Below are 17,597 nucleotides of genomic sequence, written 5' to 3' on the forward strand. Positions count from 1 at the left end.
CCGATCCGCATGAACTCCTCACCCGCTCGGCTGGTTACGCCGGGCGGGTAGGGCTTCCACAGCGCGAGGTTCCTTACCGTTCTCTACTCGCACAGCAAGGATGTGTCATGGTCCCTGACACTCACGGACGAGAGCGTCCAGGCCCGTCCAAAGGCAAACTAGTTCGACTCGCGCTTCTAGCTGTTCTCGAACTCTGCGCGGCATGGCTCCTTGCAAAAGGCCTTGTCTGGCTGGGAAAGTTGTACGCCGACAACTATTTTCAACAATCCGTGACCCTGAACCAGGTCACGGTTGTCCCCGATGCAGGGCGCGTTGCGCACTCTCACCACACAACTTCGCCCGGTCTGATCACGGACACGGCAATGGACCAGCAGCCTTCACTGGTTGGATGGGTTTTTTTGGCCGTCGGCTGCATTGCCGGCATCGTGGTATGGATGTTCGTCCAGCGAGGTCGTACAACGACCAGAGACGGGTCCCTTTCCTTGGGCTGTGGCCTCGGTGTAGTTGTCATCGCCATGCTGCCTGCTGTGCGTGCAGTCACGGAGGCCTCGCACGCAGCCATGATGATTCAGTTGATGATGTTGATGGTCATAGCCCCGGCACTGATTGCCTCGGTCATCCGACCGCGGAGCACTTCGAGAGCAATCGCGCAGACACGCATGGTGGCAATCCCATCGGCTCTCGGTTACGCCACAGTGATGGTGTGGTGGCATCTCCCGCTGCAGTCGGCGGCAGGCAACACGGCCTGGCTCGCTGTGGCGGCTTTACTCCTCGGTCTCATTTTCTGGGCGGGGATTTTGAGTGACGACCGCCCCGAACACCAACGTCTGCAACGAATATCGATCTATGTGGCCGGGTTACCGTCCGGTCTCATCGGACTGGCTTCGATCTTGAGTACCGAACCGATCCTCGGCGTTCATGATCACTCGAACGCCGTGCTCGGTTCGGTAACTGACCAGCGGCTGGGCGGAGTGCTGATGATGCTCGTCGAAGGGATATTCTTGATCCCACTGCTGTTGCGAGCCAGCGTGCCCCGAGAACGCTCACAGGGTTCGCCCAGCTGAAGCAAGTCCCGCGGTTCGACACCACACCCGCTGCACTCTCCCACGGCAGAAAATCCCGTTCACGCTCGCCGAGGTGGACCTCGCTGCCTTGCACGATGGCGAAATCGCACCCGGTAAGCCGGTTGAGACAGTAATCGAGGTTTATCCTTTCGAGGAGATCCCCGACGCGATTGCGGAAATGCGCCATACCGTGATCGAGCCAATTCTTCAGTTCTGTCACCAATTCGAACCACTACACCATCACGTGCGAAAATGTGTTGCCGTGGAGTGCATCCGGGAAACCCCGACACATGTTGAACTCACTCGTCAACTCTGACCGCTCGCGCTCCATTCCCGCCACGCAATGTCGTACTGGTCGGCTACTACGGACAAATCGAGACCCGCGAAGATATTCGTAGGCCCGACAGCACTCGGGTAGACGTGATCAATGCAACGGCGCAATCGATCGACCTATTGCAGACTTGCTGTGCGCTGCGCCAGGAATTGCCGTAGGAACGGAGAACGAGCTGCCTGTACCCAGTCGCGCACCGGATCGGTCCGTTGATCCAGCATCGCCATCCCTGCGCCCGCGAGCATGCAGGCTCGTAGAAAACGGTGTGGTCGCGCGTCCGAGACAGATCTCATCACTATCGACGGCTTTGGTCGTTCCCCCCGTACGGCAACGAGATCTGCCTCCTGGCCGGTGTTCTGGTCAGGAGGCAGATCTCGCTGAAATCCGTTTCTAGGAAACTTCTGTCAGCGTTTCGACCCGAGCGGGTCGTCGAGCGATGCCCAGGAGATTCGCCTTGATCTGGAGGGCGACGAGCTCGCCGTGATTGCGACCTCCCGCAAACCCGCTGGTCATGAACCACAGACCGGGTTGCTTCGTGGGCCGCCAGACGTTGCGCAGCTCTCCGTCCTCGTCGAACCCGCCGATCGGACCCAGCTCATCGGCCACCTCGTTGCCGAAGAATCGACGGACTTCGCCCTGCAGATTCTCGTAACCTGTTGCCAGAACGACAGTGTCGAACGGCAGCTCGTGTCCGTCGTGCCGCCGAACTCCGTCGGGGGTGAACGTCTCGACGTCTCGAGTCTGCAGCATCTTCACCTGGCCCGAGATGATCATCTCCGAGCAACCGGTGTTGAGGTAGTAGCCCCCCGATCGCTCGAAGAACTTCCAGAACCACCCCGTGCCCTCCCATCCGTCGTCGATCTCCATTCCGGCACGTCGCAGGTTGTCGAGGAGCTCACGATCGTTCTCGTTCGTCCTGCGGGTGAGCGCCTGGAAGTTGGGGATCATCAGAGGCCGCACGAATCCGGCAGAGGAGAGCATGTCGCCTTCGTACAGTGGTGTCCCGTCCATGTACTGCAGGTAGGACATGTCGGCGCTCTCGAGGCTCACGATCGAGGTGGGGTTGCGCTGCAACATCGTGACGTGCGCCCCCATCTGGGTCATGTATTTCGCAGCGTCGTGGCCACTCGAGCCTGTTCCGACGACCAGCACGTTCTTGCCTTCGTAGCCCAGTGCCGAGTGGAAGTCCTTGGTGTGGAAGACCTCGCCGCGAAACGCGTCGATGCCTTCGAGTCGAGGAATGTTGGCTGCACCGCCCACTCCGCCCGTCGCCATGACGATGTGCCGCGGGCGGAGTTGCCGACGAACGCCATCGCGCTCGACGTCGACCTTCCAGGTCTGTGACGAGGCGTCGTACTCGGCACTCCGAAAATCGGTCGACGTCCAGTAATTGATCTCCATGGCGTCGACATAGGACTCGAACCAGTTGGCGAGCTTGTCCTTCGGGAGAAACTCGGGGAACGACCTCGGGAACGGCAAGAACGGGAACTCTACCATCAGAGTGGGGTTGTGCAGCGCCAACGCGTCGTACCGCGTACGCCAGTTGTCGCCCACTCGCGGATGGCGGTCGACGACCAGAGCATCGACGCCGAGATTCTCGAGGTAGGCGGCCGTGAACACCCCGGAGTGACCGCCGCCGACCACCAAGACCTCGGGCTCACGATCGATGTAGGAACTCTCCAGGTCCCGATGCGCCTGCCACGACCATGCCTCGGGGCTCGGTTCGTAGCCCAACCCTGCCGGCCACGGTTCGGAGACGTGTCCTGTGAGGGTGCGCAGTCGCGTGAGAAGCGTCCAGCAGCGGAAGCGCCCGTCGCGGTCGTCCTGCACCAGTCGGACCACGCCCGTTCCTCCACCGATGCTCAGATCGAACTCGATGAACGCCTCGGTAACGTCTCTGCCTCCGCGGACCACTCGACGAGGCGCGGACATGGACTCGGCGATGCGCCAGCGGGTCGGTCCCACCCGATCCGACTCGCTCAGCATCTGCTCGGCGATGGCCTCGTCACCCGCGGCGCAGCACAGGTCCCAGGTGAAGGCGACCATGTCCCGCCAGTACGAGTCCGCGACGAACAGGTCCGCCAGAGACTGGGCATCGCGCTGCGACACCGCGCGTTCGACGTCGCCGAGCCAGGAGGCGATCAGATCGCTGGGCTGCTCGGGTGCTCGCGAAGTCATGCCACGGGCCCGGGCTGGTCGGACGGCGAGCCGACGAGGTCTCGGGACGCCTCGGCGACCGTCGATGACCTACGAGCGGAACGGTTCGTACTCGCACACGTCGGGTGACCTCGATGGGCCTCGGCCGGTCGCTTCATGCTCTTCCTCACTTCGATGGACCCTTAGCGTGGTGCTGATGAGGGTATTCATTACGGTGTTTACGTCGGTAGCGCTCGCGTCTATCGTGAACTTACAGCAGTTTTCAGATGGTCGCGGTGGGTCTGACGATAATAAGTGGCCTTTATTGCTGGCCGCGATCTGGCGGGCGCAGTGGATCCAGCATCGTTCAGATCTCGGCGATCTGCGCTGCGCAGGCGCGATGCGCGGCCATCACGACGGTGGCGTGGGGGCCGCGTGACACCGGGGACGGGAACATCGATGCGTCGACGACCGAGAGGCCCGCCATCCCTCGCACCCGGCCGACGGAATCCAGAACGGCGAGGGGATCGTCGTCGGCGCCCATGCGCGCGCTGCCCATGGTGTGCAACGACCCGCCCAGCGACATCTCGGCGCGGGACATCTCGGGAGGAAATACCTCCGCCACCGCCGCTGCCAGCATCGGAGACGACAGGATGTCCATCGCCACCCGGACTCCGGTTCGCAGCGCTTCGCGGTCCGCCTCTGTCGCTGCATAGTCGTGGTCGACCGCGGGCGCGGAGAACGGGTCGTCCGACACGACGGTGACGACCCCTCGTGCTTCGGGGGTCATGTGTGCGACGCCTACGGTCGGCAGCATCGGAGGAAGCCCGGGGATCATGCGATCGAACGAGGACGTGTAAGGACGGATCTCGAGGGGTCCGATCTCCAGGACGGCCTGCAGGGGTGTACCTGCATCCGGTGCACTCGGACCGGTCACCGGCTGGTACGTGACGACGATCTCAGGATGGTCGGCGACCCCGAGTCCGACGCCAGGGAGATGCTGAACTGTCGGAAGACCGATCTGCCGAAGCTGTGCGGCGTCGCCGATTCCGGAGTGCATGAGCAGGTTCGGTGTACGCACCGCTCCGGCCGCCAGTACCACCCGATCCGCGTAGGCCGTGAAGTCTCCGTGGTCGTCCCGGCCCGTGACCCCGACGACTCGCTCGTCGCGCACGATCAGTCGCGCCACGCGCGACCGCCCGCGAACGGACACCGTGTCCGCGACCGGTCGCAGGTAGGCCTGTGCCATGGAGATGCGTCGACCGTGCACCACGTTCGACGGCACGGCACCGATCCCGTCGCGGGCATCCGGGGCGTTCAGATCCTCGACGTACTCGTACCCCGAGGCCACCGCTGCGCGGAGAAACGCCTGTGGGAGTGGAGCAGTGACCGCGCGAGTCACCGGCACCGGACCGTCCGAGCCATGATGGTCGCGCGCTCCGAAATCGAGATCGTTCTCGATGCCGGCGTAATGCCGGGCAACGGTCGCCCTGTCCCACCTGTCTTGTGGCCAGCTGTCGAAATCGGACAGTGGTGCGCGCACGAAGTACCCACCGTTGACGGCGCCGGATCCACCGAGAACGCGGCCCCGGGTGGTCACGAAGTGATGGTTGCGCGTCGTGTGCGCCGTGATCGGATCGATGTAGCGAGACCCGGGGCCGATCGGCATGCGCCGGGCGTCCGTCAACTCGGACGGCCACGACCCGGTGGGGGCCGAGAGCGCGAAGGCGTGGCCGGCCTCGAGAATCAGGACCGAGGCGCCGGCCTTCGCAAATGCGGCAGCAGCGACGCAGCCCGCGCTGCCCCCGCCGACGACGATGACGTCAACCATCACGCCCGGACCGATGAACCGACCATGCGCAGAACACGCCGGTCACCGAAGGATGCCGAGGTCGTCGGGTGTCCATCGTTCGACAGCGGAGACGAACCGTTGTCTGAGTCCCGCGAGCAGGTCGGCGCCCTCTGCCGGTGTCGCGCCGCTGGGATCGCCGAGAACACCGGAGCTGGACACGCTCATGACGCCGGACACGGTCATGTGCTCCATCAACGTGGCGACGGGGTCGGTGTTACCGACGACCGCAGCCTCGATCACGACCTGATCCGGTGCGATGTGCAGCATCAGCGACGTCTCGGTCCGTCCCGCATGCGCGTCGGCCCCCGGGATGCTGCACGGGAACCAGGCCACGTCGCGCCCTTCGTACCGCAGGAGCGCCACGGCCTCGGCGAGGGCGGATCCGTTGCCGCCGTGCCCGTTCACGAACACGACCCGGTCGGCCCACCGGCAGATGGATCTGCCGTACTCGACGAGAATCGTGCTCAGGGCAGTGCGCCCGAGGGACACGGTGCCGGGGAAGCCCTCGTGTTCTCCGCTCGATCCGTAGGCGAGGGGAGGGGCGATCCATGCATCCGACACGCCGTCGGCGACCGCTTCGGCAATGGTGGTGTCCGTGTTCAGCGGGAGGTGGGGTCCGTGCTGTTCCACGGACCCCACCGGCACGACCACCAGACCGCCGTCGACGTGCGGCCATCGAGCGGACCCGAGTTCGGCCATGTCAGAGAGTGTGCGCAGCCTGATCGACGTCGGCTCCCAAGGCCCTGGCGAAGCCGTCGGGCACGACGATGTCCTGCGGGGTCAGGTCGTGGATCGAACTCTTGCCCATGCCGAGCAGCGCGCTGTCTGTGCCCATACGCAGCACATCCAGAACGTTCTCCACACCGGCCTGCCCGTTCGCGGCGAGACCCCACAGGTAGGCGCGGCCGATCATGACTGCGCGGGCACCGAGGGCGACGGCTTTGACGACATCGCTGCCGCGGCGGATTCCGCCGTCGAGTAGTACCTCGATCTCGTCGCCCACGGCCTCGGCGACGGCGGGCAGCATCCGGATGGTGGCCGGTGTGCCGTCGAGGTTGTTGCCGCCGTGGTTGGAGACGGAGATCGCGGAGAATCCGGCGTCGACGGCTCGGTGGGCGTCGTCGATGCGGGAGATGCCCTTGAGCATGAACGGGCCGTCCCACTGCGCACGGAGCCAGGCGATGTCGTTCCAGGACGGCGGCGGGGTCTGCTGCCACATGCCGTACGCGCCGAAGAAAGTCGGCGGTTGTGGAGCGCCGGCGGGCAGGATGTTCGGTGTCGTCAGATCCGGGATGCGACCTGACTTGGCGAACTTGTAGAGCCACGCCGGGCGGATCAGGCCCTCGGGCGCGAACTTGACCATGGCGGCGAGGTTCATCGTCTCGGGAATGGCGGGGCTGCCCCAGTCGCGCCCGTAGGAGAACGACCAGTCGAGGGTGAGGATCATCCCCACCGCGCCAGCGGCTTTCGCCCGTTCCATGCGGGCGACCATCTCCTCGCGGGTGCCGAGCCAGTAGACCTGGAACAGCGTCTGCGAGTTGACCGCGGCGACGTCCTCGACGGATTTGGAGGCGAAGGACGACAGTCCCATGATGGTGCCGCGGGCGGCGGCGGCGCGGGCGACAGCGACCTCACCGTCGGGGTCCACGGCCTGCACGCCGGTGGGCGAGATGATCACCGGCATGGAGATGTGTTGCCCCATCACCGTCGTCGACTGATCACGGACGGCCGCGTGGCCGGCGACGTGGGGTGCGAAGCCGAGTTCGCCGAACGCTGCCATGTTGTCGTCGTAGGTGTTGCCGCGTTCGGATCCGGCGATCAACGCCGAGTACACCGACGGGGGAAGCCGCTTCTTGGCTCGTCGCTGCATCTCGGCGACGCTTTCCATCCACGGGTTTCTCGCCCACGGGTTGTGGGCTTGGATATCGCGAAGCTTCACTGATCGTCCTTGCTGAAAGTCATTCCTGCGAGCGGGTTCTCATCACAGAGTTTCGATGCCGGCGGCCGGCCTCCGGCCTTCACGTTGGCGGGTGCGCCGTCGCGGCGGGTGAGCAGCGTCAAGGGGATCGACGCTTTCGGGGTGGACCGCTTCCCGGTGCGTGAGTGGTCGACGCTCGATTTCGGGACGGTGCCGCGGTCGGCGGCGAGCGCGGATTCGCCGTAGCCCTGGACGCATTCGGGGTCGGGGCCGTCCATGGGCAGTCCGGTGAAGAACTTCGCGGCCATGCATCCGCCGCGGCAGGCGTCGAAGTGCGCGCACTTGGTGCAGGCGCCGCTAGTCTGCGGTGAGCGCAGTTCCTGGAACAGTTCCGAGGTCTGCCAGACGGCCTGGAAGCCGCCCATGTCGGGGGTGGCGTCGCGGACGATGTTGCCGGCGAGGAACTGTTCGTGGATGGCGAAGGGGCAGGCGTAGACGTCGCCGATCGGGTCGATCAGGCACACCACTCGTCCTGCGCCGCACAGGTTGAGCCCCGGCAGGGCGTCGCCGAAGGCGGAGAGGTGGAAGAAGGAGTCGCCGGTGAGCACACCGTCGCCGTTGGCGACGAGCCAGTCGTAGAGTTCGCGCTGTTGTCCGGCGGTGGGGTGCAGGTCGTCCCAGACGTCGGCGCCGCGACCGGACGGGCGCAGGCGGGTGATGCGGAGGGTGGCGTCGTAGGCGTCGGCGAGGGCCTTGAACTCGTCGAGCTGGGAGACGTTGTGGCGGGTGACGACGACGGAGATCTTCGCGTCCCGGAACCCGGCGTCCTTCAGGTTCTTCAGGGCGCGGACGGCCATGTCGAACGAGCCGGGGCCGCGGACGGCGTCGTTGACCTCGGCGGTGGCGCCGTCGATGGAGATCTGCACGTCGACGTAGTCGGACGCGGCGAGCCTCGCGGCGACCTTCTCGTCGATCTTGACGCCGTTGGTGGAGAACTTCACGCCCACCTGGTGGGCGGTGGCGTAGTCGACGAGTTCCCAGAAGTCGGATCGGACGGTCGGTTCACCGCCGCCGATGTTGACGTAGAAAACCTGCATCTTCTGCAGTTCGTCGATGATCGACTTGCACTGCTCGGTGGACAGTTCTCGTGGGTCGCGCCGCCCGGAGGAGGACAGGCAGTGCACGCAGGAGAGGTTGCAGGCGTAGGTGAGCTCCCACGTCAGGCAGATGGGGGCGTCGAGCCCGAGTTCGAACTGGTCGACCAGGCGGCCGACCGGTTGCTCGGGGCGGGCGAGAGTGGAGGTCATGCCGGGCCTTCCTTCACGTGAGTGGGAACGATCATCGTCGAGTCCGCGAGAGCGGCGAGTGCCTGCGCGTAGCGCGGCATCGCTGATTCCTCGATTCCCATGGCCGACATCGCGGATCGTGCATCCGGATGCGATGACAGCGAGGTGACCAGTGACACGATGACGGTGTTCTTGAGGAACGAGAGCTTGCGGGTCCCGAAGTGATACAGCAACGCCCCGAACGGTTCCGGGCGCAACGCGACCTGAGGATTGAGCTGCCACGCCAGGTCCAGGTCCACCGTTCGGGGCGATGCAGCGAGCACGTCGGTCACAGCCGACTCAGTAGACGCCGCACATACCGTCGATGGAGACTTCCTCCACCAACGACTCCTGTACCAACGGCTCCTCGGACTGGGATGCTTCGGGCATGGTGTTCGACGGATCAGACATGGGAACCTCCATGAGAGTGTGATGCGGGACGCGTGAGGACGACGTGGTGTCGCACACCACAGACAATAATGGCATCGAGTGCACAAAGTAAACAGTTCGCGGGAACCGAACCGGGAGGATCGTCGTGCAGCAGGAACCACTCAGTGCCGTGGGTCGGCCTCCCTCCGCCACCAAGGGGGGAATCAGTGACGTGGCCATAGCGTTGTTCGCGGAACGAGGGTTCGATGCGACGAGCGTCGACGACATTGCCCGCGCGGCGGGCATTGCCAGACGAACCTTCTTCCGATATTTCCCGTCCAAGAACGCCGTCCCTTGGGGAGATTTCGACGCAGGTCTCATTCATCTTCGGCAGATGCTGTCCGAGACCTCGCTGTCTTCATCTATCCCGGACGCAGTGATGGACGCGGTGCTTCGCTTCAACGCGTTTCCGGACGAGGAACGAGAGGTCCATCGAACACGTCTGCGCCTCATTTTCGAAGTGCCGGCACTACAGGCATATTCGATGGTGATGTACCAGGGGTGGCGGCAAGTAATCGCCGAGTTCGTGGCCGGACGCGTCGGACAGAATGCCGATGACCTTTATCCCCGAACCGCAGGTTGGCTCGCCCTGGGAGTCGCGATCTCAGCGTACGAACAGTGGCTGTCGGACGATGGTGCGGAACTGGTCGATCTACTTCGAGAGGCATGCGGGCCGCTACACAGCGGTCTGCAATGCGGGCCCGGGCTGTAGTTGTTGTTCTGCGCACGCCCGTTATTTCGGTCCTAACGCCGGCCGACGGGCTGACAACCGACCTCGCAGCCCAGTGTCGGAGACGACCGTTCGAAAACCCTGCTGGAGAGGGGCTTCTGCATTACAGTTCGAGTACCGCCAGTGTAATCCGATCACCGAGAATCGGTCGGCCCAGTCGAGGCTGTCGGTAGACGACATTTGCCCGCGCCACACAAAATGAAGTGAGTGGTCAGCCCGGCAATGGGACTCATCGCGTGATCCGAGTGCCTCCACTGCGGTGCTGTTGCATTTGAATCCTTCAGGGCCGCGAGGGTCGCGCCAGTCGGGCCGCCACTCATGTTGCGCTCGCGTGTGGTGTCGGGCGGGATCTTCCGATGGGATCGGTGCACCACCACCACCACCACCACCACCACCACCACCGCCTCCTCTCTGTGTGTCCTTCCGAGTTGTGTTGTCGCCGTTCATCGTCTGTTTGGCCCCGGGTGCTCGGGCTGGAAGGAGTGTGTGTGGTCATGCGTGAATCCGGCAGCACTCCTCGGCTCGTGCGGGGCCGCTACGATATTCGGTCTCTCGCGGTGGCGTGCGCAGCATCGGGGGCAGTGCCACTGCTGGTGGTCGCCCTCCTCGTGCCTACGCTGGTGGGCCCGAACGGGGTGTGGGCGCTGGCAGCGGTCAGTGTGTTCACTGCGGTCACGGTGATGGTCACAGTGCGCGTCGGTGTGCTCGACGACCGCCAGTTCGTGCTGCTGGGGTCCGGCGGCATGGCGGGAGTGGCGGTATCGGCGTTCGTCATCGTCGACCCCGCGTCGACAACAGCCGTCGGGGCTATGTTGGCGGTGGTCCCGGCGATCGCCGCGTCGGGATCCTCGCGTCATATCACTGTGGCTCTGACTGCGGTTGCGATCGCGTTGGCGACTGCGGTGTGCATCGACGAGACCGTCGGGACCGTCCGACTCGTGGCGGTCGGGGCGACAGTCACCACGGTGCTGGTACCAACGGTGCTGATGGCTTCGCTGCGATCGCGTGTCTCCGCCGTGACGTCACGCCTCGAAGACCTCGCGGATACCGACCCGTTGACGAGGCTGCTCAATCGCCGGGGACTGACCGCGCGTGCCGCGGCGATTATTGATCAGGCCTGTATCTCCGGTGTCCCGCTACTGGTGTGCCTGGTCGACATCGATCACTTCAAGTCCGTCAACGATCAGTTCGGTCACGCGGTCGGCGACGACGTTCTTGTCGAGGTCGCGGCCACGCTGCATGCGGTGGCGGGTCCGGACGCGCTGGTGGCGCGGCTGGGCGGCGAGGAGTTCCTCGTCCTAGGGCTCACATCGGTCATGGGCGGTGTGGAGGGGACGATCCTGGCCGCCATGCGCGATATGGGGACGGTGACCGTCAGTGTCGGAGTGGTGCGCTGCACCGTCGTGAGCGACGACGAGGTAAACGACCCGTGGTCGGCGGTGGACTCGTTGACCGCGACTGCTGATCGGGCCCTGTATGCGGCGAAGTCGTCCGGGCGGGACCAGGCGGCATACGTCCTGGCTGAGTCACTGTCCTGGTCGGGAGCCGCGGTCGGGGGCCGGGGCAGGCCGGTCTTTGATTACGGTCATCCGCGTAGTCAGGTCGGCCGACCGTCGACCAAGCGCTGACTGCCTGCTGGAGAATTCGAGCATTCTGATCGATCGCCGCGGAGCGCTCTCGTCACAACGCTCCATCAACACGCCCTTCGCCTTCCCGAAGAGATCGCTGCTGGCCAGCGCAGTGCGCCGCGACGCGTCGTCCCCTAGCGAGAGTTCAGTCGCCGCTCCTTCGATCTGACGAGATATTCTGTGCAGCAGAGCAATACCAGGCTATTCGGCTTCACGAACAGTATTTTTGGTGTCACGAGAGTGTCACAAGTCGGGACGGACGGAGGTGGATCGAGGCGGACACGGCTGGACGAATGTGCACTCAGAGCCGCTTTCGTGAGTCCACGTGAATCCACCTGATCGGGTCGTCGAAGCCTTGTAAGCGAGCGGCCTTCGGTTCAATCCCGAAAGGAGGCTCTCGATATACCTCTGAGCTGCGGAAATGCTTTGAAATCGCCTCGTTTGACCTCTCGTTTCACAACTTTCGTCGGCCCGTCCGTGCAGGTCCGCCACGGTCCAGGGGCGTCCGGTCACCTGCGAAAATTGCCGAAATGCGGCTCGATGTCACGAGTTGTCACAACTCATTCGTAACTCGTTCGCGGAATCAGGTGGACGTGGGGGCGGCGCATGGACTTCTGAACGAGCGAGTCTGCGATTGTCGGCGGACGTCCCAGGACTTCTGCGAGGGCGAGGCCGGGGCCGGGGCCTCGACGCAGTCCGATGAGACGGTCATCCCGACCGCCGAGAACGCAGGGGCTCGACTGCTGCCGGTCGAGGCTTCGGCCCGGTGACCGTTCGATCCACTGGTTGGTGCGGTGACAGAACACGTCTGATCGTGTGGGCTCCGACGACACGTTCGCTGAGAGTGCAGTACCGGCCGCGAAACTCCGGAACAACGACTTCGCCGGTGCGGCCATAGGTCTGTCGTGCCGATGTACACATGAACCGGACTGAGTCGACGAGACCCCGATTGCCCCGGACACGGGTGTGCGGGGCCATCGGGTGGGTCAGGTCTACGTGGTGAGTGCGTCCCTCAGGGCCTCGGCCGCCGCCGCCGGATCCTCGGCACCGTAGATGGCACCGCCGGCAACGGCGACATCGGCGCCGGAATCCCGCACCGCGATGATGGTGTCGCCCTTGACGCCGCCGGCGATCGAGAACGGCACCCCTGCGATCTTGCCGTCGTCGAGCAGGGTCTGGATGGAGTAGTCGGGATGTGCCTGCTCGTCGAGACCGGCATGGGTCTCGACGAACGAGACACCGAGCTCGGCAACTTCGCGGGCTCGTTCGATGCGGTCGGCGACACCGATCAGATCGGCGACGACCTTCTTGCCATGCTTCTGACCGGCCTCGACAGCACCCTTGATGGTCGCGTCGCCGGCGGAGCCGAGGACGGTCACGATGTCCGCGCCGGCGGTGAAGGCGATGTCGGCCTCGAGGAACCCGGCATCCGCCGTCTCGAGATCAGCGAAGACCTCTTCGTCCGGATGCGCGGCCTTGATCGCCGACACCGCGCGCAGTCCCTCGGCTTTGATGGCGAACAGTGCGGGGACCACTACCGTTCCGCCCGGTACGACGGGAGGACATCGTGTCCGGACTGGGTGAGCAGGAGCGCGATCATCAGCCCCGTTGGGTCCGGGCCCGGAGACCACCGCGCGGAAGGCATCCTCGTCGGCTCGCTGCAGGCGGGTGACCGCCCGGCACGCGACGGACAACGGTTCGGTCAGCACCAGTACCGAGACCGGCAGGTCGTGCTCCACAGGCACGAGTCGGTGCTCGTCGACGACGAAGAGCTCTGCCGCGGCGCCGTCGAACGACAGGCCCAGAACCGTCTTTTGTTCACAGAGCTGGCGTAGCCCTCGTCGGCACACCGCACAGTCACCGCAGCCGTCGATGGATACGGGGACCACTCGTCGTCCCACCCACCGACGGTCGACGCCGGCCCCGACTGCGACCACGGTGCCCACTGCTTCGTGCCCCATCGTCACCGGTGGCCGAACCCAGTAGTAACCGGCGTCCTGGCGCCACGCGTGTACGTCGCTGCCACACAGGCCGCACGCTTCCGTCTGCACCAGCACCTGGCCGTGACCGGGTCCTGGTGCGGGCCGGTCGAGAACGGCGAAGTCGAGCGGAGTGTTGCTGCTCGTGATCATGCGCGCAGGCGGGATGGCCTCTCGTTCGTGCGAGCGCCCACCACCGGATGCTCTGCGAGTGTGTCGTCGGATCTCTCGGATCTCTCGGATCTCTCGGATCTCTCGGATTCAGCGGATGAAGCGGTCGACGTAGTCGGCGCCGAGGCCGACGCTCGCGTAGTGCTTGCGGGCATTGTCGATCTTGGTGAACACGTCCTCGACGCCGACGGGGTTGCCGTCGGGGTCGACGTAGATGTAGGCGCCGGTGACGTGAAACATCGTGGCCATCTCGTCGACACCCTCGGGTACTTCGAGGGTGTGGATGTCGCCGGGAGGCTCGAAGGCGTAGCTGCCCTGCTCGGCCCACCAGTCGTGCTCGAGGTAGTGCCACCGACCACGCAGCGTGGTGGCGTGCACCGGGCCGGCGTGCCGGTGGCGGGAGAGGATTCCGGTCTTGCGGACACGGAGGATGTTGACGAAGAAGCCTTGACTGACCGACAGCAGCAGCGGCCGGAACGTCACGTCGGGGGACTGCGGAACCCACAGACGTTCCTCGCAGTCCAGGTCGAGTGCCCCCGGTTCCACCAAGTCGTCGAGCATGCTGTCGGACTTGGGACCGCGGTAGGGGATCGCGGCCTCCGAGGTGTGATCGAGCGTCGAACCCATATCGAAGTCCTCCGTATTAAAGGTTTAAGTAGTGTGGCACACAGCGTCGGTGTCAGGCAAGCCCCGGTCACTGGTTCCTACACCGGACGCTGTCGAATGTCACCGCGGCGCAGTGGTCTCGCGAATCCGGAGGACGTGGGGGAGGATCACGTGTTGTGTCGGTGCGGTCGATCCGTCGATGCGGTCGAGCAGTAACTCGGTTCCTCTGCGCCCCATCTCTTCTCGCGGAACAGTGATGGTGGTCAGTTGTAAGGGCCCCGCACTGGAGAAACTCATGTCGTCGAATCCGGTCAGTCCGATGTCGCCGGGAACGGTTCGCCCCTGTTCCCTGCAGACGTCGTACACGCCGACAGCGATGACGTCGTTTCCGCACATCACGGCATCGACGTCGGCATGGTGTGCGAACAATTCCCTCGCGCGTGCGGCCCCGGATTCTCGCGTGAGTGCCCCCCACATGGCCGTTCTGTTCACGATGTCGACCCCGGCGTCGGTGAGTGCGGAGACGAACCCGTTCGCCCGATTCCGGGATGCGCTCGAAAGTGGGGGACCGCCCAGTACCGCGACCCGTCGATACCCGCAGTCCGCGACATGGCGACCGAGCTCGCGTCCTGCACCGAGGTCGTCGATGCCCACGAAGTCGGCGTCGATTCCTTCCACGTGGCGGTACAGCTGAACGAAAGGCTCACGGCGGTCACGTAGTTCGTCGAGGAGTGTCGTGTCCGCCGATGTGAGCGAGGTGAACAGAAGTCCTCCGGAGTGGCGGTCCACCTGCGCCAGTGCTGCATCACTCTGGTGTGTGCCATCGACACCCACGTGCGAGACGAATACTTCGTACCCCCGAACACCCGCGGCAGCGATCGCACCGTAGGCGAGTTCGGAGTAGAACGGGTTGGCTATGTCGGCCAGGAGTAACCCGATGGTGCTGGGCGTTCCCGCTCGAAGATCGCGTGCTGTCTTGCTCGGCCGGAAGTTCATCTCGCGCGCTATGTCGAGGATGCGCGCGCGAACTTCGTCGCTCACACCGGGGCCGCCGTTGACTGCGAAGGAGACGGCAGCTATCGATACCCCCGCGCGTTCGGCGACCTGGGTGATCGTCACCCGTTTGGACGTTTTTCGCGGTGTGGCGCGCGCCGCCGCACCTGCCGCCGGTCGACGAGCAGAGCGAGTGGGTGGCGAATCGTCGGCGGCATCCGGCCCTGCGTTGTGCATTCTCGAACCATATCCGTTGACGGCGGCCCGACACTCGGCGTGCATGCCGGGTCCGAACCGCACCAGCGAGCGGAGAACGCCCCGCGTCGACCGCGCGCTGAACGTTCCCGCCACTCGGGGTGAACGGGCCATCAAGGTCCGTCATGCGGCCGGGCCCGCCGCAGCTGCTCCTTTGTTTGACGAGATATGCTGTCTGGCAGCGTGATACGCATCTCATCGGATTCGGCTGAAGGGTTTGTCGGTGTCACGAGGGTGTCACAAGTCGGGACGGACGGAGGTGGACCGAGGCGGACGCGGATGGACGAACGTGCATTTCAGTCCGGTTTTCGTGAGTCCAGGTGAATCCACCTGATCGGGTCGTCGAAGCCTTGTAAGCGAGCGGTCTTCGGTTCAATCCCGAAAGGAGGCTCTAGGTATGCCTCTGACCGGAAAAATGCCCCGAAATAGCTTGATCTGACCTGCGAAAACCCAAAATGTGGCTCGATGTCACGAGTTGTCACAAACCATCCGTAGCTCAATTCGGTGGACTCGGGTGGACGTGGGTGGCTGTGGGTGGACTCTCGCGCAGGAAGTTCCCTCGACGGTCGGTGGACCTCCGGGGACTTGTGTGGACGGACACCACTTGCTCCACGTCCGGTCGCCGGTGGCGTGGACGTGTGCGGACGTCGGTGGACGGTGCATCTTCGAACACCCGGCTCCATGAACCGATCATCGGGCGGTCCGCCCCACGACATCGCGTCGACTGCTTCGAGCACGTCGATTTTTGTTCCACAGCGGTCAGCATTGCATCTTCGATCGGTAACGGATTTCGATGCCCAGCAGCACGATTACGTCATCCTCGATGATCGGTGCCGAAGCTGACCTCGTCAGGTCAGCGGTTCCTCGAGGTGCTGCATGATCGCCGCGCCGATCATCCGCCCCTGGTGGCGCGGCAAGACCCCGATCGCCCGGACGTCCACGTTCCGACGGTCATGCGTTCCGGCTCGCAGAATGCGAACGAGACCACCGATCCTTCCGACTCGTGGACGACCCATCGAGGCGCGTCATCGGCGATGTGTCCGGTCGGTGTCACGAATGACGTCCCCTGTGGCGCGAGCGGACTCGGCGTGCATGTCGGGCCGTTCCGCGGAGGTACCGGACGCGTGTACGTGCTGGCCCGATCAAGAGCGATCCGAGAACGTTTGCAGTTCGCCGAGTGACCTGCCGCGCACGGCTACGCTCGGACCGGTGACCTCGACGTGGACGACCGCAGACATCCCCGATCAGACGGGGCGGCGTTTCGTCGTGACCGGCGCCAACAGTGGCTTGGGTGCGGCCACGGCCCGAGCCCTGGGCGCTCGTGGGGCGGAGGTGGTACTCGCGTGCCGCAACACCGACAAGGGAGAGGCTGTAGCCCGCGAGATCGGGCCGACTGCGACCGTTCGCGAGCTCGATCTCGCCGATCTGACCTCCGTGAGACGCTTCGCCGACGCGACCGAGCCCTTCGACGTCCTGGTGAACAACGCCGGTGTGATGGCGTTGCCGCAGAAGAAGACGGCCGACGGTTTCGAGATGCAGTTCGGGACCAATCACCTTGGGCATTTTGCGTTGACCGGGCTGCTCGTCGACCGCATCTCCGACCGGATCGTCACGCTGTCCAGTCTCGCGCACACGAGCGGAGACATCTCGATCGACGACCCCAATTTCGAGCACCGCCGCTACAGTCGCTGGGCTGCCTACGGCCAGTCCAAGTTGGCGAATCTGTTGTTCGCGTACAAGCTCCAGCGGCGCCTGTCGGAAGCGCGCTCCTCGGTCGTCTCCGTCGCGGCGCATCCCGGTATCTCGTCCACGAACCTGGCGTCCCACACCGAATCTGTCCTCGACAAGATCTTTTCGTTGGGAGCGGGCGTCATCGGTCAGAGCTCGAACATGGGGGCGTTGCCGCAGCTGTACGCGGCCACGGCCGCCGGCGTCGAGGGAGGCTCGTACATCGGACCCGACGGGTTCCGGGAGATGCGGGGCCATCCGACTTTCGTCTCGTCCAGTAAGCGATCGCGCGACTTGAAGCTCGCGACCGCCCTGTGGAATCTGTCCGAGCAGCTGACCGGGGTGAGCTACACGAGCCTGCGCCGGGACCCGCCGATTGTCTGAGGGTTCCCTGCCCGGGGGGCAGCACGCTGCCGAGATGCTGGTCACCAGCAGTCGCGTCACAGCGGAGA

The 17,597-nt window shown here is 64.7% G+C and carries 14 protein-coding genes; 4 read left to right on the forward strand and 10 right to left on the reverse strand.

Features of this window, described 5'->3' with window-relative positions; genetic code table 11:
* Positions 1–107: 107 nt before the first annotated feature.
* Positions 108–1,064, forward strand: coding sequence for a cytochrome c oxidase assembly protein (locus tag HQ325_RS03985; protein WP_222626807.1), 957 nt, complete (start codon positions 108–110; stop codon positions 1,062–1,064).
* Between the two features lie 721 nt (positions 1,065–1,785).
* On the opposite strand, the gene HQ325_RS03990 is transcribed toward HQ325_RS03985, so the two are convergent.
* From HQ325_RS03990 to mftA, 7 genes are all read right to left on the reverse strand, one after another.
* The gene (locus tag HQ325_RS03990) at positions 1,786–3,573 is read right to left on the reverse strand and encodes an NAD(P)/FAD-dependent oxidoreductase (protein ID WP_222626808.1); all 1,788 of its coding nucleotides are present in this window, start codon (positions 3,571–3,573) and stop codon (positions 1,786–1,788) included.
* A 325-nt stretch (positions 3,574–3,898) separates the two neighbouring features.
* A complete protein-coding gene (gene mftG / locus HQ325_RS03995; protein ID WP_261777931.1) occupies positions 3,899–5,362 on the reverse strand; it encodes a mycofactocin system GMC family oxidoreductase MftG in 1,464 nt (487 codons plus the stop codon).
* A 42-nt stretch (positions 5,363–5,404) separates the two neighbouring features.
* Complete coding sequence (gene mftE, locus HQ325_RS04000) at positions 5,405–6,082, reverse strand: mycofactocin biosynthesis peptidyl-dipeptidase MftE (RefSeq protein WP_222626810.1); 678 nt, start codon at positions 6,080–6,082, stop codon at positions 5,405–5,407.
* A gap of 1 nt (position 6,083) precedes the next feature.
* Positions 6,084–7,271 carry a pre-mycofactocin synthase MftD gene (gene mftD / locus HQ325_RS04005; protein WP_222626811.1) on the reverse strand — a complete coding sequence of 396 codons (1,188 nt, stop codon included), beginning with the start codon at positions 7,269–7,271 and terminating at the stop codon, positions 6,084–6,086.
* Positions 7,272–7,318: 47 nt separating this feature from the next.
* Positions 7,319–8,608 (reverse strand): mycofactocin radical SAM maturase, encoded by a 1,290-nt coding sequence (gene mftC / locus HQ325_RS04010; protein ID WP_222626812.1) that lies wholly within the window; start codon positions 8,606–8,608, stop codon positions 7,319–7,321.
* Positions 8,605–8,919: a mycofactocin biosynthesis chaperone MftB gene (mftB, locus tag HQ325_RS04015; protein WP_308014241.1), complete on the reverse strand. Its 315-nt coding sequence runs from the start codon at positions 8,917–8,919 to the stop codon at positions 8,605–8,607. The genes mftC and mftB overlap by 4 nt, the downstream gene beginning before the upstream one ends.
* A gap of 7 nt (positions 8,920–8,926) precedes the next feature.
* Positions 8,927–9,037 (reverse strand): mycofactocin precursor MftA, encoded by a 111-nt coding sequence (gene mftA, locus HQ325_RS04020; RefSeq protein ID WP_374107181.1) that lies wholly within the window; start codon positions 9,035–9,037, stop codon positions 8,927–8,929.
* Positions 9,038–9,155: 118 nt separating this feature from the next.
* On the opposite strand from mftA, the gene mftR reads away from it, so the two are divergent.
* Positions 9,156–9,767, forward strand: a complete 612-nt coding sequence (gene mftR / locus HQ325_RS04025) for a mycofactocin system transcriptional regulator (protein WP_222628859.1) — start codon at positions 9,156–9,158, stop codon at positions 9,765–9,767.
* 599 nt (positions 9,768–10,366) lie between these two features.
* Positions 10,367–11,413, forward strand: coding sequence for a GGDEF domain-containing protein (locus tag HQ325_RS04030; protein ID WP_222626813.1), 1,047 nt, complete (start codon positions 10,367–10,369; stop codon positions 11,411–11,413).
* A gap of 992 nt (positions 11,414–12,405) precedes the next feature.
* Here HQ325_RS04030 and HQ325_RS22330 read toward each other — a convergent pair.
* The 3 genes from HQ325_RS22330 to HQ325_RS04050 all read right to left on the reverse strand — a co-directional run bounded on the left by HQ325_RS22330 (position 12,406) and on the right by HQ325_RS04050 (position 15,288).
* Positions 12,406–13,545, reverse strand: a complete 1,140-nt coding sequence (locus HQ325_RS22330) for an orotidine 5'-phosphate decarboxylase / HUMPS family protein (RefSeq protein ID WP_261777652.1) — start codon at positions 13,543–13,545, stop codon at positions 12,406–12,408.
* 108 nt (positions 13,546–13,653) lie between these two features.
* Positions 13,654–14,190, reverse strand: a complete 537-nt coding sequence (locus tag HQ325_RS04045; protein ID WP_222626815.1) for a 2,4'-dihydroxyacetophenone dioxygenase family protein — start codon at positions 14,188–14,190, stop codon at positions 13,654–13,656.
* 99 nt (positions 14,191–14,289) lie between these two features.
* Positions 14,290–15,288 carry a LacI family DNA-binding transcriptional regulator gene (locus HQ325_RS04050; RefSeq protein WP_308014242.1) on the reverse strand — a complete coding sequence of 333 codons (999 nt, stop codon included), beginning with the start codon at positions 15,286–15,288 and terminating at the stop codon, positions 14,290–14,292.
* Positions 15,289–16,626: 1,338 nt separating this feature from the next.
* Here HQ325_RS04050 and HQ325_RS04055 point away from each other — a divergent pair.
* Entirely contained in the window at positions 16,627–17,529 is a 903-nt protein-coding gene (locus HQ325_RS04055; protein WP_308014243.1) for an oxidoreductase, read from the forward strand.
* Positions 17,530–17,597 lie beyond the last annotated feature (68 nt).

The organism is Rhodococcus sp. BP-349 (genome assembly GCF_019835845.1).
Taxonomy (GTDB): domain Bacteria; phylum Actinomycetota; class Actinomycetes; order Mycobacteriales; family Mycobacteriaceae; genus Rhodococcoides.

What these genes read in the sequence shown, in the direction of transcription:
- mftG (WP_261777931.1), bottom strand. Translation starts at nt 5,362, where the DNA reads ATGGTTGACGTCATCGTCGTCGGCGGGGGCAGCGCGGGCTGCGTCGCT.
- mftC (WP_222626812.1), bottom strand. Translation starts at nt 8,608, where the DNA reads ATGACCTCCACTCTCGCCCGCCCCGAGCAACCGGTCGGCCGCCTGGTC.
- mftA (WP_374107181.1), bottom strand. Translation starts at nt 9,037, where the DNA reads ATGTCTGATCCGTCGAACACCATGCCCGAAGCATCCCAGTCCGAGGAG.
- mftE (WP_222626810.1), bottom strand. Translation starts at nt 6,082, where the DNA reads ATGGCCGAACTCGGGTCCGCTCGATGGCCGCACGTCGACGGCGGTCTG.
- HQ325_RS03985 (WP_222626807.1), top strand. Translation starts at nt 108, where the DNA reads ATGGTCCCTGACACTCACGGACGAGAGCGTCCAGGCCCGTCCAAAGGC.
- HQ325_RS22330 (WP_261777652.1), bottom strand. Translation starts at nt 13,545, where the DNA reads ATGATCACGAGCAGCAACACTCCGCTCGACTTCGCCGTTCTCGACCGG.
- mftD (WP_222626811.1), bottom strand. Translation starts at nt 7,271, where the DNA reads ATGGAAAGCGTCGCCGAGATGCAGCGACGAGCCAAGAAGCGGCTTCCC.
- HQ325_RS03990 (WP_222626808.1), bottom strand. Translation starts at nt 3,573, where the DNA reads ATGACTTCGCGAGCACCCGAGCAGCCCAGCGATCTGATCGCCTCCTGG.
- HQ325_RS04045 (WP_222626815.1), bottom strand. Translation starts at nt 14,190, where the DNA reads ATGGGTTCGACGCTCGATCACACCTCGGAGGCCGCGATCCCCTACCGC.